We start from the raw sequence: 17092 nt of genomic DNA, 5'->3' as shown, positions 1-17092 counted from the left end.
ATTATGATTGAGGAAAAAAAATTCTATATTAAAGACATTTTGTTGATTTTAGCAGGCACCTGTCTTTATGCGTTTGGTTTAGTAACGTTTAATATCGCAAATGATTTAGCAGAAGGTGGAGTAACGGGGATTACGTTGATTTTACGTGCACTTTTTTATATCGATCCAGCTTATTCAACCTTGATTATCAATATTCCGCTGATTCTGATTGGGGGAAAAATTTTAGGCAAGCATTCATTTTATTATACGATTTTAGGAACTGTTTCTTTATCTGTTTTCTTATGGTTATGGCAACGTTTCCCTATAGAAGTCAATTTGGATCATGATTTATTGATTGCCGCATTGTTGGCTGGTCTTGCTGCTGGAATTGGCAGCGGATTGGTTTATCGTGTAGGGGGAACAACAGGTGGAACTGACGTGATTGCACGAATACTAGAAAAAAATTATGGTATCAGTATGGGGCGTTCATTACTGATCTTTGATATTTTAGTTTTGATTCTTTCTTTAAGTTATATCGATGTCAAACGAATGATGTATACCTTGATCGTTTCATTTGTTTTTAGTAAAGTTGTTGATTCTGTCTTAGATGGTGCCTATGCAGCAAAGGGAGTCTTGGTTATTTCAGATCATTCTGAGGATATAGGAGAAGTGATCATGGCACTATTAGAGCGTGGAGTAACGTATCTAGATGGTCAAGGCGGTTACTCTCAAGTAGACAAGAAAGTTCTTTACGTGGTCGTTAGCCCCAGTGAAATTATCGAAATTAAACGAATCGTTCATGAATTAGATGACAAAGCCTTTATTTCTGTGATCAACGTTCACGAAGCAATTGGTGAAGGATTTACCTATTCTAGACCAACAAAAATGCTTTTTAAAAGAAAGAAACAGCTCAATTAAAATAACAGAGGTAAATTAGACAAGTATATATTGATCTAATTTACCTCTATTTTTATTTTTTTAATCGATTTAATTCATCTGTTAGTTCTAAAAAAGCTTCATAATTGTTATCTTCTAAAGCTAAATCAATTTGGCTATACAACAAATCGAGTTTGGCTTGTTTTTCTTCATGCGCAAAGAAATCATTAATGCTTTCAATTACTTCTTCACTCACCTGCTCATTCCAGCGGGCATAGGGATTATCTTCTAAAATCGATAAATACTGACTATTTTGCCAAGAACCATCAAAAACACATTCTACATAAAGAGCTTCTTTCCAGTTCATACGAATTTCATGAAAAATCTGATCAGTATCCGTAAATTCTTTTCCTGATAAAAATAACCGGATCGGTTCATCATCCATTTCTCTTGCAGTAACCTTTAATCCGCGAACCGCTTTATCTGCTTGCTCAATAAAATGTACATTATTTAAAATAGCTTCATGGTTAATCAAATAATTTAAAATCCATAAAACTTCTCTTTGACTAAAGGAAACATTATTCACTAACCAAACTAAAAATTCCTTTTTATCTGCGACATTGACAAACATCCTATCACCTATCTTTCTTCAATATCATCTAACAGGGATTGCGCTTCATTATCCCCTGGCTCGTGTTGAAGATAGTGCTGTAATAACTCTTTTGCTTTTTCTAATTGTCCTTCTTCTCGAAGAAAAACGGCATATTCTTTTAAAAATTCAGGTTCATGAGAAAGTTCTTGATATGCTTGTTCGAAATGGACTTTCGCTAAATCGAATTCTTCCAGTTCGTTATAAGCATGAGCTAAATTCCATTCGCCATAAGGATGGCCTTGCTCTTCCATTTGTTGTACCACTGCGATTACTTCATCAAAACGATTTTCATTCAGGTACAAATTGCTTAATGTAAGTCTTGTTTCATCTGTTTTTTCACCAAGTTCTAGCGCTTGTTTTAACAAAGATTCTGCTTTTTCAGTATCATGCAGTCGATAGGCATTCTCAGAAGCCAACTGATAAAGATCTACTTGGAAAGGATTTTCTTTGATGCCTTCTGCTAAAACAGTCTGCGCTTCTTCCAGTTGCTCTTCTTCTTGTAACGCTTCACCTAAAGATAAGTACAACGATTGATAATGAGGATTCAACGCTCTTAATTGTTGTAAAAGTGCGATTGCTTTTTGATTTTCATGTAGTTGTAAATAAGTGAAAGCTAATTGGAATAAACGATCATCTGTCTGACCTTCTTCCAACGCTTTTTCTAAAAATGGAATTGCTTCTTCAAAATCACCTGACATGCTATGACTGCTTCCTAAGCGCTCATTGATCGAGACACTGGAAATTTCTGTAACTTGTGCTTCAAGCAGCTTTTGATAGGCAGCAGAGGCTTCCTGGAATTGTCCATTTGAGAAATACAATTCGCCTAAAGCAAATAGAATCAGTGGTTCATCCGGCATTAAACGTTGTGCTTCTTTTAATTTCGCTTCGCTTACTTCAGGAATTCCGATTACTTGATACAAATCTGCCGTTACAAGCAAGCTTTGAACGTAACTATCGCTATCTTTTCCTACTTTTTCCAAGTAAACAAATGCGTCATCGATCAAATTATTTTCAATGGCAATCTCAGCTAATGGAATATTCAAACCATCTGCATCAGGAAAAATTGTCAATAAATGCTCAAAAACTAATTTCGCTTCTTCTAAAAAACCAAGTGATAATAATTCTTCCCCTAAATCAGCAAGTGTATCATCATCATCTTTTCTAATTGCTTCTGCCAGCATCAATTGTGCTTGCGCTAACTCTTCTTCATGTAATGCTTGGAGCATTTTTTCACTATATGTTGTCATCTTTTAACCTCTAATTTCTTTTAAAATAGTTTTATATTGTTCTACCGTAGCTAATAAATCTTCTGTTTTAGGTTTTTGCATACGATCAAGCTCTCCTATTTCCTTCAAAAGAGCAGCTTTTTCACCTCGATCTACACATTTTAAAACACCTTCCACATAGTCACTGACTAAAATTTGTTCTGGAAAATCAACTGGAAAACCTAAGCGAATCAACCAGATTATAAAATTTTTATAGTGAAATGAAAACTGATTGACTTCCTGAGACCAAAGTAACTGTAATAAACAGCCTAAAAATCGTTTCATATGACCAGATAATAAATGACCATTTGTTGTTTCAAAGAAGCCTTGCTCAAATAAATGACCAAATTGGTCAATTGTTTGACCATCTTTTTCATAATAACCAATCATCTCATCTAACATACCGTTAAATGATTGCTGATTCAATCTAGTTGCGTCACTATAATTTTTAAAAAGCATTCGTAAAAAATCATGACTGCAAACCAAACCGCAACGAATAAAAACAAGAAAATCAACTAATTTTCCTTCTCCATAATCGCTTGTTAAAGTGCGATCGTAGATTATTTTTTCTGCTAAGACTGAGCTCTGCAATACTGGATGATTCTTCAATTCTATGTGAACGTCAGTAATCAAGCTTTTACTCAACGACTGGATCGAAAGGGGCAAAAGCCAACAATTAGAATTCAGCACAGATGTTTCATGCAAAAAGTTGGTTAACTGAATAACCCCTTCATTTCCAACACCTAAGAAAAGAAAGTCCTGTTGCTGATCAAAATCTGCTAAAAAAGCTAATAAACTTTCCAACTCATTCATATTGTTACAGTGTGAGTCATTCTTACAAATATACCAATCTAATTCCTGTTTGTCATCAAAAAGCTGAATTAGTTTTTCTGAAAACAAATCATAATACCGCTGATTGGTGATCAAAAAAAGATGTTTCGGCTCAAAAGAAGCTGATTTGATTTGTGAGGCAAAGGTTTCACCATAGATAATCGTCGTCTGCAACTGATTTTTCTCATAAACTAATTCCATTGATAACACCCCTCTTCTATATTTTACCATTAGTTGTCGTAAAACAGAAAGAGGGATGATTTTAATTTTTTGAAAATGCAATAAACTTTGTTCAAAGACGATTGTTCTTTTAATTTCCTTAAAGAACAGGCATTATTGATTCACTATTTTGTTATAGATGTTCTAATTTGTCTATGAAAAAAATTCTTAATTATTGTTTATACTTAATTTGTTTCAAGAAACAGCTAGCTTTAAGAAAAATAGTGCACTTCTTAAACTGTTGTTGTTTTGAAGAAACATAGTGATTCAGTCTGATTTGAATAGTTAGCACTTTGCAACGTTCATAGTTAAACAATTAGTTTTTAGACATAGCTGATTATTCTTTATCCGTAAAGCCAATCAATCAAGATTGGCTTTTTATTCACCCTTTTTATAAAACGTAACGAAAGAGCCCTTGACAAGTCAAGGGCTCTTTCATTCGGGTGTTCCTATCAAAGCAATATAGCTATCTATGTTAATGATGCGCATATGTTTTACATCAAATTGCCCTCTACTATTGTAGTCTCCCTTTACCTCAATTTCATATTGATGCATGGGTAGCGATAATACGTACCTGGCAAACGATCTATTTTTGATTACACAATTAATGCAGACATCATTTTCCCAAATTAACATTCCTGTTATAGCATAAGGCTTTTCTTTAAACACCTTGATATGGGTTAATAATCCTGTATGAGTTTTCATAACTTTATCATACACGAAATAATTGCTATGTCCACTCTCTTGTTTCTAGCGATGCAGATCAAATAAAAAATCTAATCACTTTTCCATCAGTCTGATATACATCTAAAATCACGTGAAATAAAGAAAGAACCCTTGAATAATCAAGGGTTCTAAGAACTGTCTTATTTAACAGCATCTTTCAACGCTTTACCTGGTTTGAACGCAGGTACTTTACTTGCAGCGATTTGAATTTCTTTACCAGTTTGTGGGTTACGTCCTTTACGAGCCGCACGTTCGCGTACTTCAAAGTTACCAAAACCGATTAATTGAACTTTTTCACCTTTAGCAAGAGATTCTTGGATTGTTGAAAATACAGCATCCACTGCTGCAGTTGCGTCTTTTTTAGTTAAACCAGTTGAAGATGCAACGTTTTCGATTAATTCTGCTTTATTTGCCATGGATTATTTCACCTCCTCCACAAGGGATAGGATATCTAAAAGATATCTAATTTACGTTTATTTTTGAGTGGTCCAAAAATGACGTACAAATATTGAATTGGATCAATATTCTGTTATCACGATATCATAGGAAGCTTGTAATAGCAAGGTTTTTGATGCGTTTTAACCAGTTTTTTTTAAAAATATCATTTTTTTTTATAACTCAATGAATTTGTTTGTACATTTGAAAAAAGTGTGGTAAAATGCGCTACTTCCGTCTTCTTGGGATGATTTTGATTGGTGTCCCCTCGAAAGTAAAAGCTTTGCGAATTTGATTTTCTAAGAATCGTGCATAAGAAAAATGCATTAATTCTTCTTCATTTACAAAAATAACAAATGTTGGCGGTTTAATCGCTACTTGGGTCCCATAAAAAACTTTCAAACGTTTCCCTTTATCTGTTGGTGTTGGATTGATGGCGATAGCGTCCATCACTACATCATTCAACAAAGCAGATGGAATACGCAGATTTTGATTCATGCTAACAAGTTCGATCAATTCTGGTAATTTGTTTAAGCGTTGTTTCGTTACTGCAGAAACAAAGATGATCGGTGCATAGTCAAGGTATCTAAATTCTTCACGAATCTCTTCTTCAAAGTCGCGCATCGTATTTGTTTCTTTTTCAACCATATCCCACTTGTTCACAACGATAATAATGCCACGTCCTGCTTCATGAGCATATCCGGCAACTTTCTTATCTTGTTCACGAATACCTTCTTCGGCGTTTAAAACCATTAAAACAATGTCTGAGCGTTCAATCGCACGCATCGCACGCATTACACTGTATTTTTCAGTTGATTCATACACTTTGCCTCGTTTGCGCATACCAGCTGTGTCGATCATCAAGAATTGTTGACCATCTTCTGACTCAAAACGCGTATCAATCGCATCACGGGTCGTTCCTTCAATTTCTGAAACAATCACACGGTCTTCACCAAGAATCGCATTGATCAATGATGATTTACCAACATTCGGACGTCCAATCAAACTGAATTTGATCGTAGCTTCATCTTCTTCTTCGATTTCAGTTGAAAAATGTTTAACCGCTTCATCCAAAACATCTCCGATACCTAAACCATGGCTTCCGGAAATAGGGAATGGGTCACCTAAACCTAAAGAGTAAAACTCATAAATATCATTTCTCATTTCAGGGTTATCAACTTTATTTACAGCCAAAATTACGGGTTTATTGCTGCGATATAAAATTCTTGCTACTAATTCATCTGCATCTGTCACACCTTCTCTGCCACTTGCGACAAAAATAATGACATCTGCTTCTTCAATAGCGATTTCAGCTTGATGCTTGATTTGATCCATAAATGGTTCGTCACTTAGATCGATACCACCTGTATCAATAATACTAAACTCACGTCCTAGCCACTCTCCTGTGGCATAAATACGGTCTCTTGTTACACCTGGTGTATCTTCTACAATAGAAATTCTTTCACCAGCTATACGGTTAAAAATCGTCGATTTCCCTACATTCGGGCGCCCGACAATTGCAATTGTTGGATTTGCCATTCAAATTACCTCCTTGACAAGTTTTCAATCTTTACTAGTTTACCTAAAGCTTGTCTAAGATGCAAGAAAAACTAGTGAAATAAGTGAATTAAACCGCTGAATATAAAAATATCCTGTAATTGGCGAATATCTTAAATCGCAATTACAGAATACTTTATTTTAAATCATTCGTTTATTACTATTCAACACCATAAGCGATTCGTTTCACATTCATCAAGTGATGAGCCGTTACATTGTCTGTTGTACTGCTTCCACCCATTGCACCACAACCTAATGTCATCGAAGGGGCTAGTTTTGTTGTTGCGCCAATTGCTCCTAATGCTCCTAACGTATTCACTAAAATACGCGATGCTCTCATTTCTAAGCCAAATGTTTCTGCATTTGCATCCGTTGTTGTATGGATTACTGCAGTGTGACCAGTTCCTTCATTAGCAAGTAGTGCTTTACATGTGTCTACACCATTTTCAAAGGAATCAACTGTAAATAAACCTAAAATCGGTGTTAGTTTCTCTCTTGAATAAGGATTGTGATGGCCGATTTCTGTTTGCTCTGAAATCAAGATAGATGTTTCTGCGGGAACAGAGATACCCACTAATTTTGCAACATCTGAAGCACTTTTTCCAACGATATCCGGATTCAAAGTTCCAGTTTCCCTCAAAATAAATTGACTGACTTTCGCTGATTCTTCTTCGTTCATAAAATAAGCTTTTTTAGCTTTTAATTGCTCGATAACTGCTTCTTTCACCGTCTTATCCACAACAAGAGCTTGTTCTGATGCGCAGATAATTCCGTTATCAAAGGTTTTACTACTGATCACACACTCGATTGCATGTGCAATATCAGCTGTTGCATCAATCAATACAGGGACATTTCCAGGTCCTACCCCAATTGCTGGGTTTCCAGAACTGTATGCTGCTTGAACCATCGCTTTACCACCCGTTGCAAGAATCAGTGAGACATCTGCATGTTTCATCAAGGCACTAGTTGCATCCAAGGTTGGTACTTGGATTACTTGAACTAAACCAGCCGGTGCCCCTGCTTCAACAGCTGCTTTCTCAATGATTTCAACTGCCATTAAAATCGATTTTAAAGCCTTTGGATGTGGTGAAAAGACAATTGCATTTCTAGTTTTTAATGCGATCAATGATTTAAAGATCACAGTTGCAGTCGGATTTGTTGAAGGGATTAGACCGGCTACAACACCTAATGGAATGCCAATTTCAATTATTTTTTCTTCTTTGCGACGGTTGATCACGCCAACTGTTGGTAAATCTTTTATGCTTTCATAGACTTGCTCACTTGCAAAAGTATTTTTGATTATTTTATCAGAAACTTTTCCAAATCCAGTTTCTTCGTTTGCTGAAATAGCTAATTTTTCAGCGTTATCAAGTGTTTTTTGATATACATTTTTTACGATCGCATCTACTTGCTCTTGCGTATAATTTTCATACTCCGCTTGTGCTTTCTTTGCTGTTTCGACTAGTGTTTCAATTTCTTTTACTTTGATTACTTCAGTCATATTTGAACACTCCTTTTTTTAAAACGCTTACAAATTGATTTTAATCTATTTACTGCAATTTGTTAGGGAATATTTTAAGAAGATTATGGACAAAATTTACTTGTTAGTGTATTTTTTTCACAAAGAATTGTACTTGAAAGGTTAATTTATTCAGGGTATTATAGAGTAGTAAAGTATATTTCACAAAGAAAAGGACTATTATCTCATTAAAGAAAAGAGGGTTTACTTATGTGCCGATTATTGATTGTCAGCAATGATGCAAAAGAACAACAAAGACTTCAACAATCTATCAACGATTCATTTATGAATATAAAAGTGTTACCTCCAGCTGAAACGGAGCAAGAAGCTTTATCAATTGCTGAAAAGCTACTCCCAGAAATTCTTTTGATTGCTATCGACCATCTAGACATCGACGGCTTTATCGTTAAACGTAAAATAGTTCAACAACTACCTAATATTAAAGTTATCATACTGACCAAACGAGATAATTTCCAAAGCGTTCACCAAGCTTTACGGTGTGGCGTGATCGATTACTTATTGACACCTATAGATTTTAATGAATTAAAATTTGCTGTTGATCGTTGTGTGAAATCGCTAAATCAAGTATCTCTAATGGATGTTATGAATAATAAACCGACTGTTTTGGCTAAAGAACAAATCAATACTATTTTGGATTACATCCATGATCACTACAATGAAGAAATCAATTTGACGACCTTAGCAGATATCATGCATTTGAATCGTCATTATACTAGTCGTTTTTTTAAAGAAGCTGTGGGCATGAATTTTATTGATTATCTAACTGCTTATCGTGTGGAAAAAGCGAAGCAATTATTGATGAAAACAGAAGAATCTATCACTGAAATTTCTGGAACTGTCGGGTACATTGACTCTACTTACTTTAGTAAGTTATTTAAGAAAAAAGTAGGACAATCCCCTCACCAATTTCGTAAACAATATCGCGGCGAACATACGCCAGCTGATTTACGAGTGATTTATAATTAAAGATAAAACTAGGATGCAGCTGGGATATGACTCACAGAGTTATCTCCCTGCTGCATCCTAGTTTTATTATTTAATTGCAAAAAAAAGAACGAAGGTTTCCCTCCGTTCGAATTATAAAATTATTCTGAATCAGTATCTTGCGCTTTTAAAGCATCTCCTAAGATATCGCCCATTGTGAAACCAGTATTTTCTTCTGGTAACTCATATTCTTGTACATCTTTCGGTTCTTCCTGAGATTCAGGTTTTGCTTCTAATGCTTTAATACTTAAGGCAATTCGATGTTCTTCTGGATTAACTTCCAATACTTTCACTTGAACAGCTTCACCTTCTTGTAATACTTCATGAGGTGTTGCAATATGTTTGTGTGAAATTTGAGAAATGTGAACTAAGCCTTCAACACCTGGAAATACTTCAACAAAAGCACCAAAGCTAGTCAAGCGTTTTACAGTTCCTTCAAGAACTGAACCGACAGCGGCTTTGTTTTCAATATCTTCCCAAGGTCCAGCTAATGTTTCTTTGATTGATAGAGAAACACGTTCTTCATCTGGATTGATTGAAAGGATTTTAACTTTTACATCATCGCCTACTGTTAACACATCACTTGGTTTCCCAACATGTTGGTGCGCAATTTCAGAAACGTGAACTAATCCATCGATACAGCCTAAATCAATAAACGCGCCAAAATCAGTTAAACGAGCAACTTTTCCTTCAACGATATCTCCATCATGAAGAGTTGCTAAAATATCTTTTTTCTTAGAATTTTTCTCTGCTGCAACAACCGCTTTATGAGATAAAATCAAACGATTTTCTGAAGGCTCGATCTCAATGATTTTGAATGTCAATGTTTGACCTTTATATTCAGAAAAATCAGCAACAAAATGGTCTTCTACCATTGATGCTGGAACGAATCCACGAACACCAACGTCGACCACTAAGCCACCTTTTACAACGTTTGTAACTGGGGCTTCGATAATTTTGCCTGCTTCGAAATCTTTTTCGATTTCTTCCCAAACTTTTTTAGCATCCAAACGACGTTTAGAAAGTAAATAACTACCATTTTCTTTATCTTTGCCGATCGATGTGATGACAACTAAATCTAAGATATCACCAACACTTACTAATTCATTGATATCTTCTACTTGTGTCGTAGATAATTCTTTTGCTGGTACCACACCTTCAACGCCGGCACCTTCAATACCAACAATTACTTGTTTGTCCTCGACTGCTAGCACTTCACCTTTAACGATGTCGCCAACACTCACTTCTTGAAAACTGTTCATTGCATCTTCCATTGTTTCATTGCTGATTTCCACTTTTTTTTCTTCTGTCATGAATACTTATCCTCCTATGCCACCAAAAAATTCGTAAAAACTGACCTACTCCTTTAATAGTACGGGATTTTGCTAAAAAAATAAAGCGATTTCTCTCATTTTCTTTTTTTTCTTAGAGATAAGAAGAGATTTTCTTGCTTTAAGCCAAAGAAAGTATAACTTTTACGCAGTCATACTTTCTTTCTAGCTATTTTAGTACAAAATATGAAACCTTAACTTTTTGTTAGTATGATCTCTTCGATTGCTTTGACAACTTCTTCTATATTCATTCCAGTTGTATCGATTTTAACTGCATCTGCTGCCTGTTTTAAAGGAGACACTTCTCTAGTTGAATCAAGATAATCCCGTTGCTCGATTTCTTTTTTTAATGTATCAAAATCTGTTGTAATTCCTTTTTCCTGATTTTCTTTATAGCGTCTTTCAGCGCGTTCTTCCACACTTGCAACTAAAAAGATTTTAACTTGTGCATCAGGTAACACAGCTGTCCCAATATCTCGTCCATCCATGACAACTCCGCCTAAGCGTCCGATGTTTTGCTGAAGTTCTACCATTTTTTCCCGAACAGCACCATGTTTTGCAACGATTGAAACAGCATTCGTCACATTCGGTTGTCTGATCTCTTCTGTTACTTCGGTTCCATCAACAAAAACCAGCTGTTCTTTTTCAGTTTGCTTGAATGAAATCGTATGATTAAAACATAATTCAACTAAGCCTTGTTCATTCTCGAAATCAATATTTTTTTTAATTGCTAAATAGGTCAATGCACGGTACATTGCTCCTGTATCACAATAAATATAATTTAATTTTTTTGCTAAAATCTTAGCTACTGTACTTTTACCAGAAGATGCTGGACCATCGATTGCAATGCTTATCTTTTCCATAATGAACTCCTTTGTTTATCACATAGTAAAAGAGTCTGGTACAAAACGTAAGTTGTTTTGTTTCAGACCCTTAAAAAGTAAACATTGAGATAGAGATTCAACCTATCTCAATGTTTACTCATCTTTATTTAACTCGTAATGATTGGCCAGGTTGTAAAACTGAATTCAAACTTAAACCGTTTAACTGTAATAGTTCGTCTGTTGTTATACCATTTCTTGATGCTACTTGATTAGGTCCTTCTCCATTAAGTACTTCAGTGTAAACAGCTGCTTCTTCTGCTGTACTTGTTGGCGTAGTATCTTGTGGCGCACTACTTTCGCCAGCTACTGCTTCTGAAGAAGGTGATGGTTCTTGTGCCCCATTTGAAGAGGATGATTGTGTTGAACTATTTTTAGTGGATGATTGAACAACCACAGATGATGAAGGCTGACTAGCCTGTTTGTTATCATTTGGTTTATCTCTCATTACATAAAGATAGGTTCCCACGGGTAAAGCAATAATCAATAATAATAGAATAACTAAAATTGTTAGAAAGACCGTATTGCCTTTTTTTTGTTGACGTTTTTCTGAGCGGGAGCCCCCAGTATTCTTATCTGTATCATAAATTGACTGCTCCCAAGGTTCACGTGCACCTGATGGTTTTTTCTTATCTTTTTTACTCACGTATCGTTCCTCCTAAAATTCTCTCGTTTGCTATTATACCACAGCTTTTTGCCAACTGCAGTCTAAAAAAAAATTATTTTCATTCTTTAAATAATCTTATTAAAATGTCCTCCCACTGTTCGGAGATTTCGTTTTCTTCTGGTGATTGTACTATTTGCCCTTTGTAGTTGTCAAAGGATAAGCCGCATCGATCACAACAATTTTCTTGTGTTGTTTCTGTAATTTTTTCTGAAAAATACTGCTGAATGAACACACGACGGCATTCTTCTTCATTGATATAGTTTAACATAACATTTAACTGTTGTTTACGTTCTTTCTCTTTTCTTAATAATCTTTGTTCTAATTCTTCGATTGTATATTCTTTTTCTAAGAAACCTTGCAGCCATTTTTGCTGGATTTCATTTAGTTCAGGTAGACTATTTTCTTGTTCTTTTAATTTGATTTCAGCTAATTCATTCAAACGTTCTCGATCAAGGCGACTTTCTGACTGAAAATAATAGTGAATCGATTCGTCTCCCTTTTGGTAGAGTAAAATTGCTACACTAGATTGCCCATCACGGCCAGCTCGGCCAATTTCTTGTACATAATTTTCTAAACTATCCGGACAATCGTAGTGAATAACAAAGCGTACATCAGGTTTGTCGATCCCCATACCAAAAGCGTTTGTCGCACACAAAACATCTAATTGATTTGAAACAAATTGCTGTTGCAATAAGCTACGCTCATTAGCAGTTAGACCGCCGTGATAGAATGCTGATTTTAAATTTGTCTGTACATTGATTACTTGATTGATTTTCTCGGCTGTCTTTCTAGTTGCGCAGTAAATGATGCCTCTGCTTTTTAGTTGAGTTAGATAAGAAATCAATGTATCGTTTTTTTCAGTAGTTTGATTAACGATCAAACCGATATTTGGTCGATTCACCGAAAATATAACTTCTGAAATCGTTTGACGATGTGAAAATACTTGCTTAATAATCTCCTTTTTTACAGCTGGGGTTGCGGTGGCGGTTAATGCTAAAGTCAATGGATAGACGCATTCCGCTTGGATATTGGCTAACTTGGTATATTCTGGTCTAAAATCAACACCCCACTGAGAAACGCAGTGAGCTTCATCTACTACAAATAAAGCAATGCTTAAACCAGCTATTCTTTTTCGAACTTCTTTTTGGGTTAGAGTTTCAGGACTAATCAAAATGAATTTATACTCGCTTAGATGATTTAGTACATATTGCTTTTCAAAAAAAGTCAAACTGCTATTTAAGGCGATAACACTGGTTTCCCCCTTTTTTTGAAGCTGGAACACTTGATCTTCCATTAAGGATAGTAGTGGTGAAACGATAATCACTGTGCCTTCGACTAATTGCCCAACTAATTGGTAACACAAGGATTTCCCTATACCTGTTGGCAAAACAGCTAATGTGTCTTGTTTCTTTAACAGCTGTTCGATTACTTCTTTTTGTCCTGGTTTAAACGTACTGAAACCAAATTTATCTTGTAACACTTGCTCTAAATTGATTGTCATTGGTTCGATTCTCTTTCTTCTCTAAGTTTTTGAATTTGATATAAACGAAACTCAAAGTAATCAAGTTCTGGATTAGTTTGTTTGACTGAACGGTACATCCAATCTTGACATGGTTTTGGGTATTCAAATAAGCATTCCTCTGTTTCTTTAGATATAAAGCGCTCAAACGGAAAATCCTTCGTTAAGGCTAATTCCATAAGATGATCTTTGATTGTGCTCATTTTGACCCTTCTTTGCTGGGCTAATTCTTCTATTGAACGCTGTGTTTTTAAATATGAGTTTGTTTCACTCATACTTTTATTTTCATTTTGTTTCACCAAAGGAAGAACTAACTTTTTCAAGAAACTAGCTTCTGGCATTAAACAAATTGTTTCCAATAAGTGATGAAGTTTTTCTTTCTTATGTAGCATTTGCTTAAAAGCATTATCTTGATCGTCCAGTAATTGAAAAGAGGTTTTTCCGATTTGTTGATAACCAGAAAATTGTTGAGCAAAAAAATTTGCTTCTTCTTTCGTTAAATGAGAAAAAATTTGAGTCCATTCATTTTTAACCGTTTTGATCAATTGTACTTTTGGCATTGATTTTATATACATTTTTACTTGCTTTTGATACAATGGCGATTGTTCTAACGGAACATAATTTTTATTTGTATAAGATAAATTAGAAACAACTTGCACTGTAAATTGTAATAAACGCCAAACTATTTCGTCTGTTTTACCAAAACGATAATTGTCGATCGAAGAAAAATGATCATCCTCTTGAAGCACTACTTGCATACCTTTTTCGGTTATCTGGACCTCGCCTTCAGATATAAGATGCAACGACTCTTGTTTAACTAATTCTTCTAGTATATAATTAAATTGTTTTTCAGACAATAATGGAAATAGCTGAAAGAATCGTAAGTTTTCATATAAAAAACCATACAGCAAGACAGAACTTGTCCGTTTGCCTTTTAAAAGGTGATACAAAGTTGAAGTTCGCACCTTGTATCCGTGCTGAAATAAAGCTAAAATAAAGGAAGGTTCCATATTTTCACCTCTTTCAATGATAGAATAGGATGTGCTCTTATGTTATGTAAAATAATTCCGGAAAAATGCATTGCTTGTGGATTATGCCAAGTCTATGCACCAGAAATTTTTGATTATAATGATGATGGGATTGTCATTTTAAAAAATGATAGCAAAGCCCATCAAGAATTTGTTCCTGAAAATGAAAGGGACAATGCGTTAACAGCGTACCGCAAATGTCCTGTTCGTGCAATAGAGATTACGGAAAATCACTGAAAATCTGCTAGTTTCTTAGCCCAATAGTAAAAGGAGAAAATACTTGTCGAAAGACTGTACTCCCTCCTTTTACTATTTATTGGATCGTTTTTAACCAATTAATAAGTAGATTGGCGACTTCTTGCTGTTGCTCGTCATTATTAATACCTGCAGATTTGTCCCCTTTTTGCTCACCGTAACTGCCGAATCCAGCATGGTTTCCACCTTTGATTTCTTCGAAAACAGTTTGTTCAGGTAAATATTTTTTTGCTTGATCATAAGCTTGCCAATTCAAAACACCATCTTTAGAACCAGTCAATGAAAGTACTTGTCCCTTAAACTTTGAAAGACTGCCTTTTTCGTCAGGGTAACTTGCTAAGAAGAATACTCCTTTTAAACCATCATTAGCTTGTTCAGCAGCAAAGCGACTGGCCATAACCCCACCCAATGAATGTCCGCCAATCACATAATTAGTTAAATGATTAGAACGAATGACCTGCTCCGCTTTATTTTGACCTGAAACAGCCAAATTCAAGGGTTATTTTACAAGATAGACTGAAAATCCAGCCTCTGCTACTTTTTCAGCCCAAATACTATAGCTAGCACTTTCAACCAACGCTCCTTGATAAAAAATCAATGCTGGTTTTTCCTCCTTACCTTTAAAATATAGTACGCCATTTTCATCTGTTGCTTTTTGAGATGCTTCTAAAGCCATGGTTGTAGGTGTATAGGTAATGGTTTTTATATAAAATAAGCCTATCAAAACTAAAGCTACCAGTACTCCGATAAACCAAAGTAATCGTTTCTGCCATTTTTTCATTTTAGTTCTCCTCTCATTCTGTCTTTTCCATTTTAGCAGAAATCTGCTTTTAACTAGAACATTTTGTATTCACAATCAAAAAAACACAGAGCAAAACGAAATGTTTTACTCTATGTCTCAGCTATTTATATCAATGATTTACTTCGTTATCGTTTTTTTATCACCCAACTGATATTGTTTTCTAGATAGCCAAGGCAATAATTTTGCGTGAAGCACTAAGAAAACCCCACTCACAATTGCGCCTTTGATCAAGTTGAATGGAATAATCCCGATCGTAACATATTTTGCCAGAGACATTCCTAAGAATTGCCCAGCTGATACACCAAATAGTTTTAAATAAATCGGTGTGATCACAAAGTAATTCGCTACACCCATAAAAACAGTAAGCGCAATTATTCCTGTAGCTACACCTAAAATTTTGTTTGAACGCTTGTCGCTTCCTCGCTTGAAAAAATAATACATCGGTAAAGTGAAAACAGTTGTTGCAAAAAAGCTAGTTACATCTCCCACTAAATTTTGTGGCGATGCCCCTGTTGTAAACAGATGCAATACTGATCTTATGAAAGCCGTACTTATTCCAGCTAGCGGCCCGAATAAGAACATACTGATCATAACGGGTATGTCACTAAAATCGATTTTTAAGAAACTTAATGACGGTATGATCGGAAACGCCACAAACTGTAAAACCACACCTATTGCTGCTAACATTGCTACACTTACCATTTTTTGTACCTTGTTGTTTCGCATATGAAATCCTCCTGTTTAAGGACCCATCTTCAAACGAACTTTTCTAAATTGACTTTTTCATTGATTGCTCTTGATTTGCTGTGTTTGTTGTTTGGTCGAACGATAAATATACTGCGCTTTATCGGTAATCGCTTGATAGCTATTGAGCCGTGCTATCGTATTTCGTTGCGAAAAAAGTTCACTCCTATTTAGTTTTGGTTAAATATGGTGTTTTAGTATGATGGTAACAACTTCTTCGTTGACTAAGTACTGTTCATCATCTACTCTGCCCCTCAATTCTTAGAGGTTTAGCTTCTAGAGTTTGATGGGATAAACACAATAGTGTGATTCACTAGTTAGGTGACTTCTCTCACTTCGTTCGCCAAGTACTGTTCATCATCTACTCTGCCCCTCAATTCTTAGAGGTTTAGCTTTTAGAGTTTGATGGAATAAACACAATAGCGTGATTCACTAGTTAGGTGTCTTCTCTCACTTCGTTCGCCAAGTACTGTTCATCATCTACTCTGTCCTTTGGCCAATCGTAGTGATTCACAGCAATTCACAGCAAAAACTCTATTTTCCAGCAGGGAAAATAGAGTAGAGTTATCTTATCTGAAAAATGCCAATTCAAATAAGCCCTATCTTCTTTATCCAGACTTTACTGTCGGTATTGGAATTTCACCAATTCAGCCACCTCAAATGAGATAGGTCGTGGACTATAACCACCGGTCGGGAATTTCACCCTGCCCCTGAAGACGAACCTTTATTAAATTTTTGTACAATTTCAGTATACAACCTTTTTAGAAAAATGCAATATTTATGTTCAACAAGTCACATTTG

The 17092-nt window shown here is 35.3% G+C and carries 15 protein-coding genes, 1 pseudogene and 1 riboswitch; of the genes and pseudogenes, 3 read left to right on the top strand and 13 right to left on the bottom strand.

All coding sequences use genetic code 11. The annotated features are described in order from the left end of the window. The first annotated feature begins 3 nt into the window (after positions 1-3). A complete protein-coding gene (locus tag IGL98_RS08885; protein WP_242590205.1) occupies positions 4-897 on the top strand; it encodes a YitT family protein in 894 nt (297 codons plus the stop codon). A 52-nt stretch (positions 898-949) separates the two neighbouring features. Here the strand turns inward: IGL98_RS08885 and IGL98_RS08880 are convergent, their stop codons facing one another. The 6 genes from IGL98_RS08880 to IGL98_RS08855 all read right to left on the bottom strand — a co-directional run bounded on the left by IGL98_RS08880 (position 950) and on the right by IGL98_RS08855 (position 8041). Continuing rightward, positions 950-1486: a ReoY family proteolytic degradation factor gene (locus IGL98_RS08880; protein WP_206842421.1), complete on the bottom strand. Its 537-nt coding sequence runs from the start codon at positions 1484-1486 to the stop codon at positions 950-952. Between the two features lie 8 nt (positions 1487-1494). Then, complete coding sequence (locus IGL98_RS08875) at positions 1495-2754, bottom strand: tetratricopeptide repeat protein (protein WP_206842420.1); 1260 nt, start codon at positions 2752-2754, stop codon at positions 1495-1497. A gap of 3 nt (positions 2755-2757) precedes the next feature. Continuing rightward, positions 2758-3804 (bottom strand): hypothetical protein, encoded by a 1047-nt coding sequence (locus IGL98_RS08870; RefSeq protein WP_206912146.1) that lies wholly within the window; start codon positions 3802-3804, stop codon positions 2758-2760. Between the two features lie 884 nt (positions 3805-4688). Continuing rightward, entirely contained in the window at positions 4689-4964 is a 276-nt protein-coding gene (locus IGL98_RS08865; RefSeq protein WP_010761417.1) for an HU family DNA-binding protein, read from the bottom strand. A 247-nt stretch (positions 4965-5211) separates the two neighbouring features. Beyond that, the gene (der, locus tag IGL98_RS08860) at positions 5212-6522 is read right to left on the bottom strand and encodes a ribosome biogenesis GTPase Der (protein WP_206842418.1); all 1311 of its coding nucleotides are present in this window, start codon (positions 6520-6522) and stop codon (positions 5212-5214) included. A 178-nt stretch (positions 6523-6700) separates the two neighbouring features. Continuing rightward, a complete protein-coding gene (locus IGL98_RS08855) occupies positions 6701-8041 on the bottom strand; it encodes an acetaldehyde dehydrogenase (acetylating) (protein ID WP_206912145.1) in 1341 nt (446 codons plus the stop codon). A gap of 228 nt (positions 8042-8269) precedes the next feature. Here IGL98_RS08855 and IGL98_RS08850 point away from each other — a divergent pair, with 228 nt between their 5' ends. Next, positions 8270-9046 (top strand): helix-turn-helix domain-containing protein, encoded by a 777-nt coding sequence (locus IGL98_RS08850; RefSeq protein ID WP_206842416.1) that lies wholly within the window; start codon positions 8270-8272, stop codon positions 9044-9046. Between the two features lie 119 nt (positions 9047-9165). On the opposite strand, the gene rpsA is transcribed toward IGL98_RS08850, so the two are convergent. The 5 genes from rpsA to IGL98_RS08825 form a co-directional block, all read right to left on the bottom strand. After that, complete coding sequence (gene rpsA / locus IGL98_RS08845; protein WP_206842415.1) at positions 9166-10377, bottom strand: 30S ribosomal protein S1; 1212 nt, start codon at positions 10375-10377, stop codon at positions 9166-9168. Between the two features lie 212 nt (positions 10378-10589). Continuing rightward, positions 10590-11258, bottom strand: coding sequence for a (d)CMP kinase (cmk, locus tag IGL98_RS08840; protein WP_206912144.1), 669 nt, complete (start codon positions 11256-11258; stop codon positions 10590-10592). Between the two features lie 124 nt (positions 11259-11382). Continuing rightward, on the bottom strand, positions 11383-11922 hold the full coding sequence (locus IGL98_RS08835; protein ID WP_206842413.1) for an SAG1386/EF1546 family surface-associated protein: 540 nt from the start codon (positions 11920-11922) through the stop codon (positions 11383-11385). Between the two features lie 79 nt (positions 11923-12001). Then, the gene (locus IGL98_RS08830; RefSeq protein WP_206912143.1) at positions 12002-13444 is read right to left on the bottom strand and encodes a RecQ family ATP-dependent DNA helicase; all 1443 of its coding nucleotides are present in this window, start codon (positions 13442-13444) and stop codon (positions 12002-12004) included. After that, positions 13441-14472: a helix-turn-helix domain-containing protein gene (locus IGL98_RS08825; protein ID WP_206912142.1), complete on the bottom strand. Its 1032-nt coding sequence runs from the start codon at positions 14470-14472 to the stop codon at positions 13441-13443. Before IGL98_RS08825 ends, IGL98_RS08830 begins: the two co-directional genes overlap by 4 nt. A 39-nt stretch (positions 14473-14511) precedes the next feature. On the opposite strand from IGL98_RS08825, the gene IGL98_RS08820 reads away from it, so the two are divergent. Next, a complete protein-coding gene (locus tag IGL98_RS08820; protein WP_206842410.1) occupies positions 14512-14727 on the top strand; it encodes a ferredoxin in 216 nt (71 codons plus the stop codon). A gap of 76 nt (positions 14728-14803) precedes the next feature. On the opposite strand, the pseudogene IGL98_RS08815 reads toward IGL98_RS08820, so the two are convergent. Continuing rightward, positions 14804-15526, bottom strand: a pseudogene (locus tag IGL98_RS08815) (alpha/beta hydrolase). 138 nt (positions 15527-15664) lie between these two features. Then, on the bottom strand, positions 15665-16273 hold the full coding sequence (locus IGL98_RS08810; protein ID WP_206842409.1) for an ECF transporter S component: 609 nt from the start codon (positions 16271-16273) through the stop codon (positions 15665-15667). Between the two features lie 615 nt (positions 16274-16888). Continuing rightward, positions 16889-17013, bottom strand: a riboswitch (FMN riboswitch). Positions 17014-17092 lie beyond the last annotated feature (79 nt).

It is taken from the genome of Enterococcus sp. DIV0840 (assembly GCF_050527835.1).
GTDB lineage: Bacteria > Bacillota > Bacilli > Lactobacillales > Enterococcaceae > Enterococcus_L > Enterococcus_L ureasiticus.
This window is presented reverse-complemented; position numbering and strand designations above follow the sequence as displayed.

Bases quoted from the DNA above. Each gene is read 5' to 3' on its own strand.
- IGL98_RS08810 (WP_206842409.1), bottom strand. From the start codon at position 16,273: ATGCGAAACAACAAGGTACAAAAAATGGTAAGTGTAGCAATGTTAGCA.
- IGL98_RS08820 (WP_206842410.1), top strand. From the start codon at position 14,512: ATGTTATGTAAAATAATTCCGGAAAAATGCATTGCTTGTGGATTATGC.
- IGL98_RS08830 (WP_206912143.1), bottom strand. From the start codon at position 13,444: ATGACAATCAATTTAGAGCAAGTGTTACAAGATAAATTTGGTTTCAGT.
- IGL98_RS08875 (WP_206842420.1), bottom strand. From the start codon at position 2,754: ATGACAACATATAGTGAAAAAATGCTCCAAGCATTACATGAAGAAGAG.
- der (WP_206842418.1), bottom strand. From the start codon at position 6,522: ATGGCAAATCCAACAATTGCAATTGTCGGGCGCCCGAATGTAGGGAAA.
- IGL98_RS08880 (WP_206842421.1), bottom strand. From the start codon at position 1,486: ATGTTTGTCAATGTCGCAGATAAAAAGGAATTTTTAGTTTGGTTAGTG.
- rpsA (WP_206842415.1), bottom strand. From the start codon at position 10,377: ATGACAGAAGAAAAAAAAGTGGAAATCAGCAATGAAACAATGGAAGAT.
- cmk (WP_206912144.1), bottom strand. From the start codon at position 11,258: ATGGAAAAGATAAGCATTGCAATCGATGGTCCAGCATCTTCTGGTAAA.
- IGL98_RS08885 (WP_242590205.1), top strand. From the start codon at position 4: ATGATTGAGGAAAAAAAATTCTATATTAAAGACATTTTGTTGATTTTA.
- IGL98_RS08855 (WP_206912145.1), bottom strand. From the start codon at position 8,041: ATGACTGAAGTAATCAAAGTAAAAGAAATTGAAACACTAGTCGAAACA.
- IGL98_RS08825 (WP_206912142.1), bottom strand. From the start codon at position 14,472: ATGGAACCTTCCTTTATTTTAGCTTTATTTCAGCACGGATACAAGGTG.
- IGL98_RS08850 (WP_206842416.1), top strand. From the start codon at position 8,270: ATGTGCCGATTATTGATTGTCAGCAATGATGCAAAAGAACAACAAAGA.
- IGL98_RS08870 (WP_206912146.1), bottom strand. From the start codon at position 3,804: ATGGAATTAGTTTATGAGAAAAATCAGTTGCAGACGACGATTATCTAT.
- IGL98_RS08865 (WP_010761417.1), bottom strand. From the start codon at position 4,964: ATGGCAAATAAAGCAGAATTAATCGAAAACGTTGCATCTTCAACTGGT.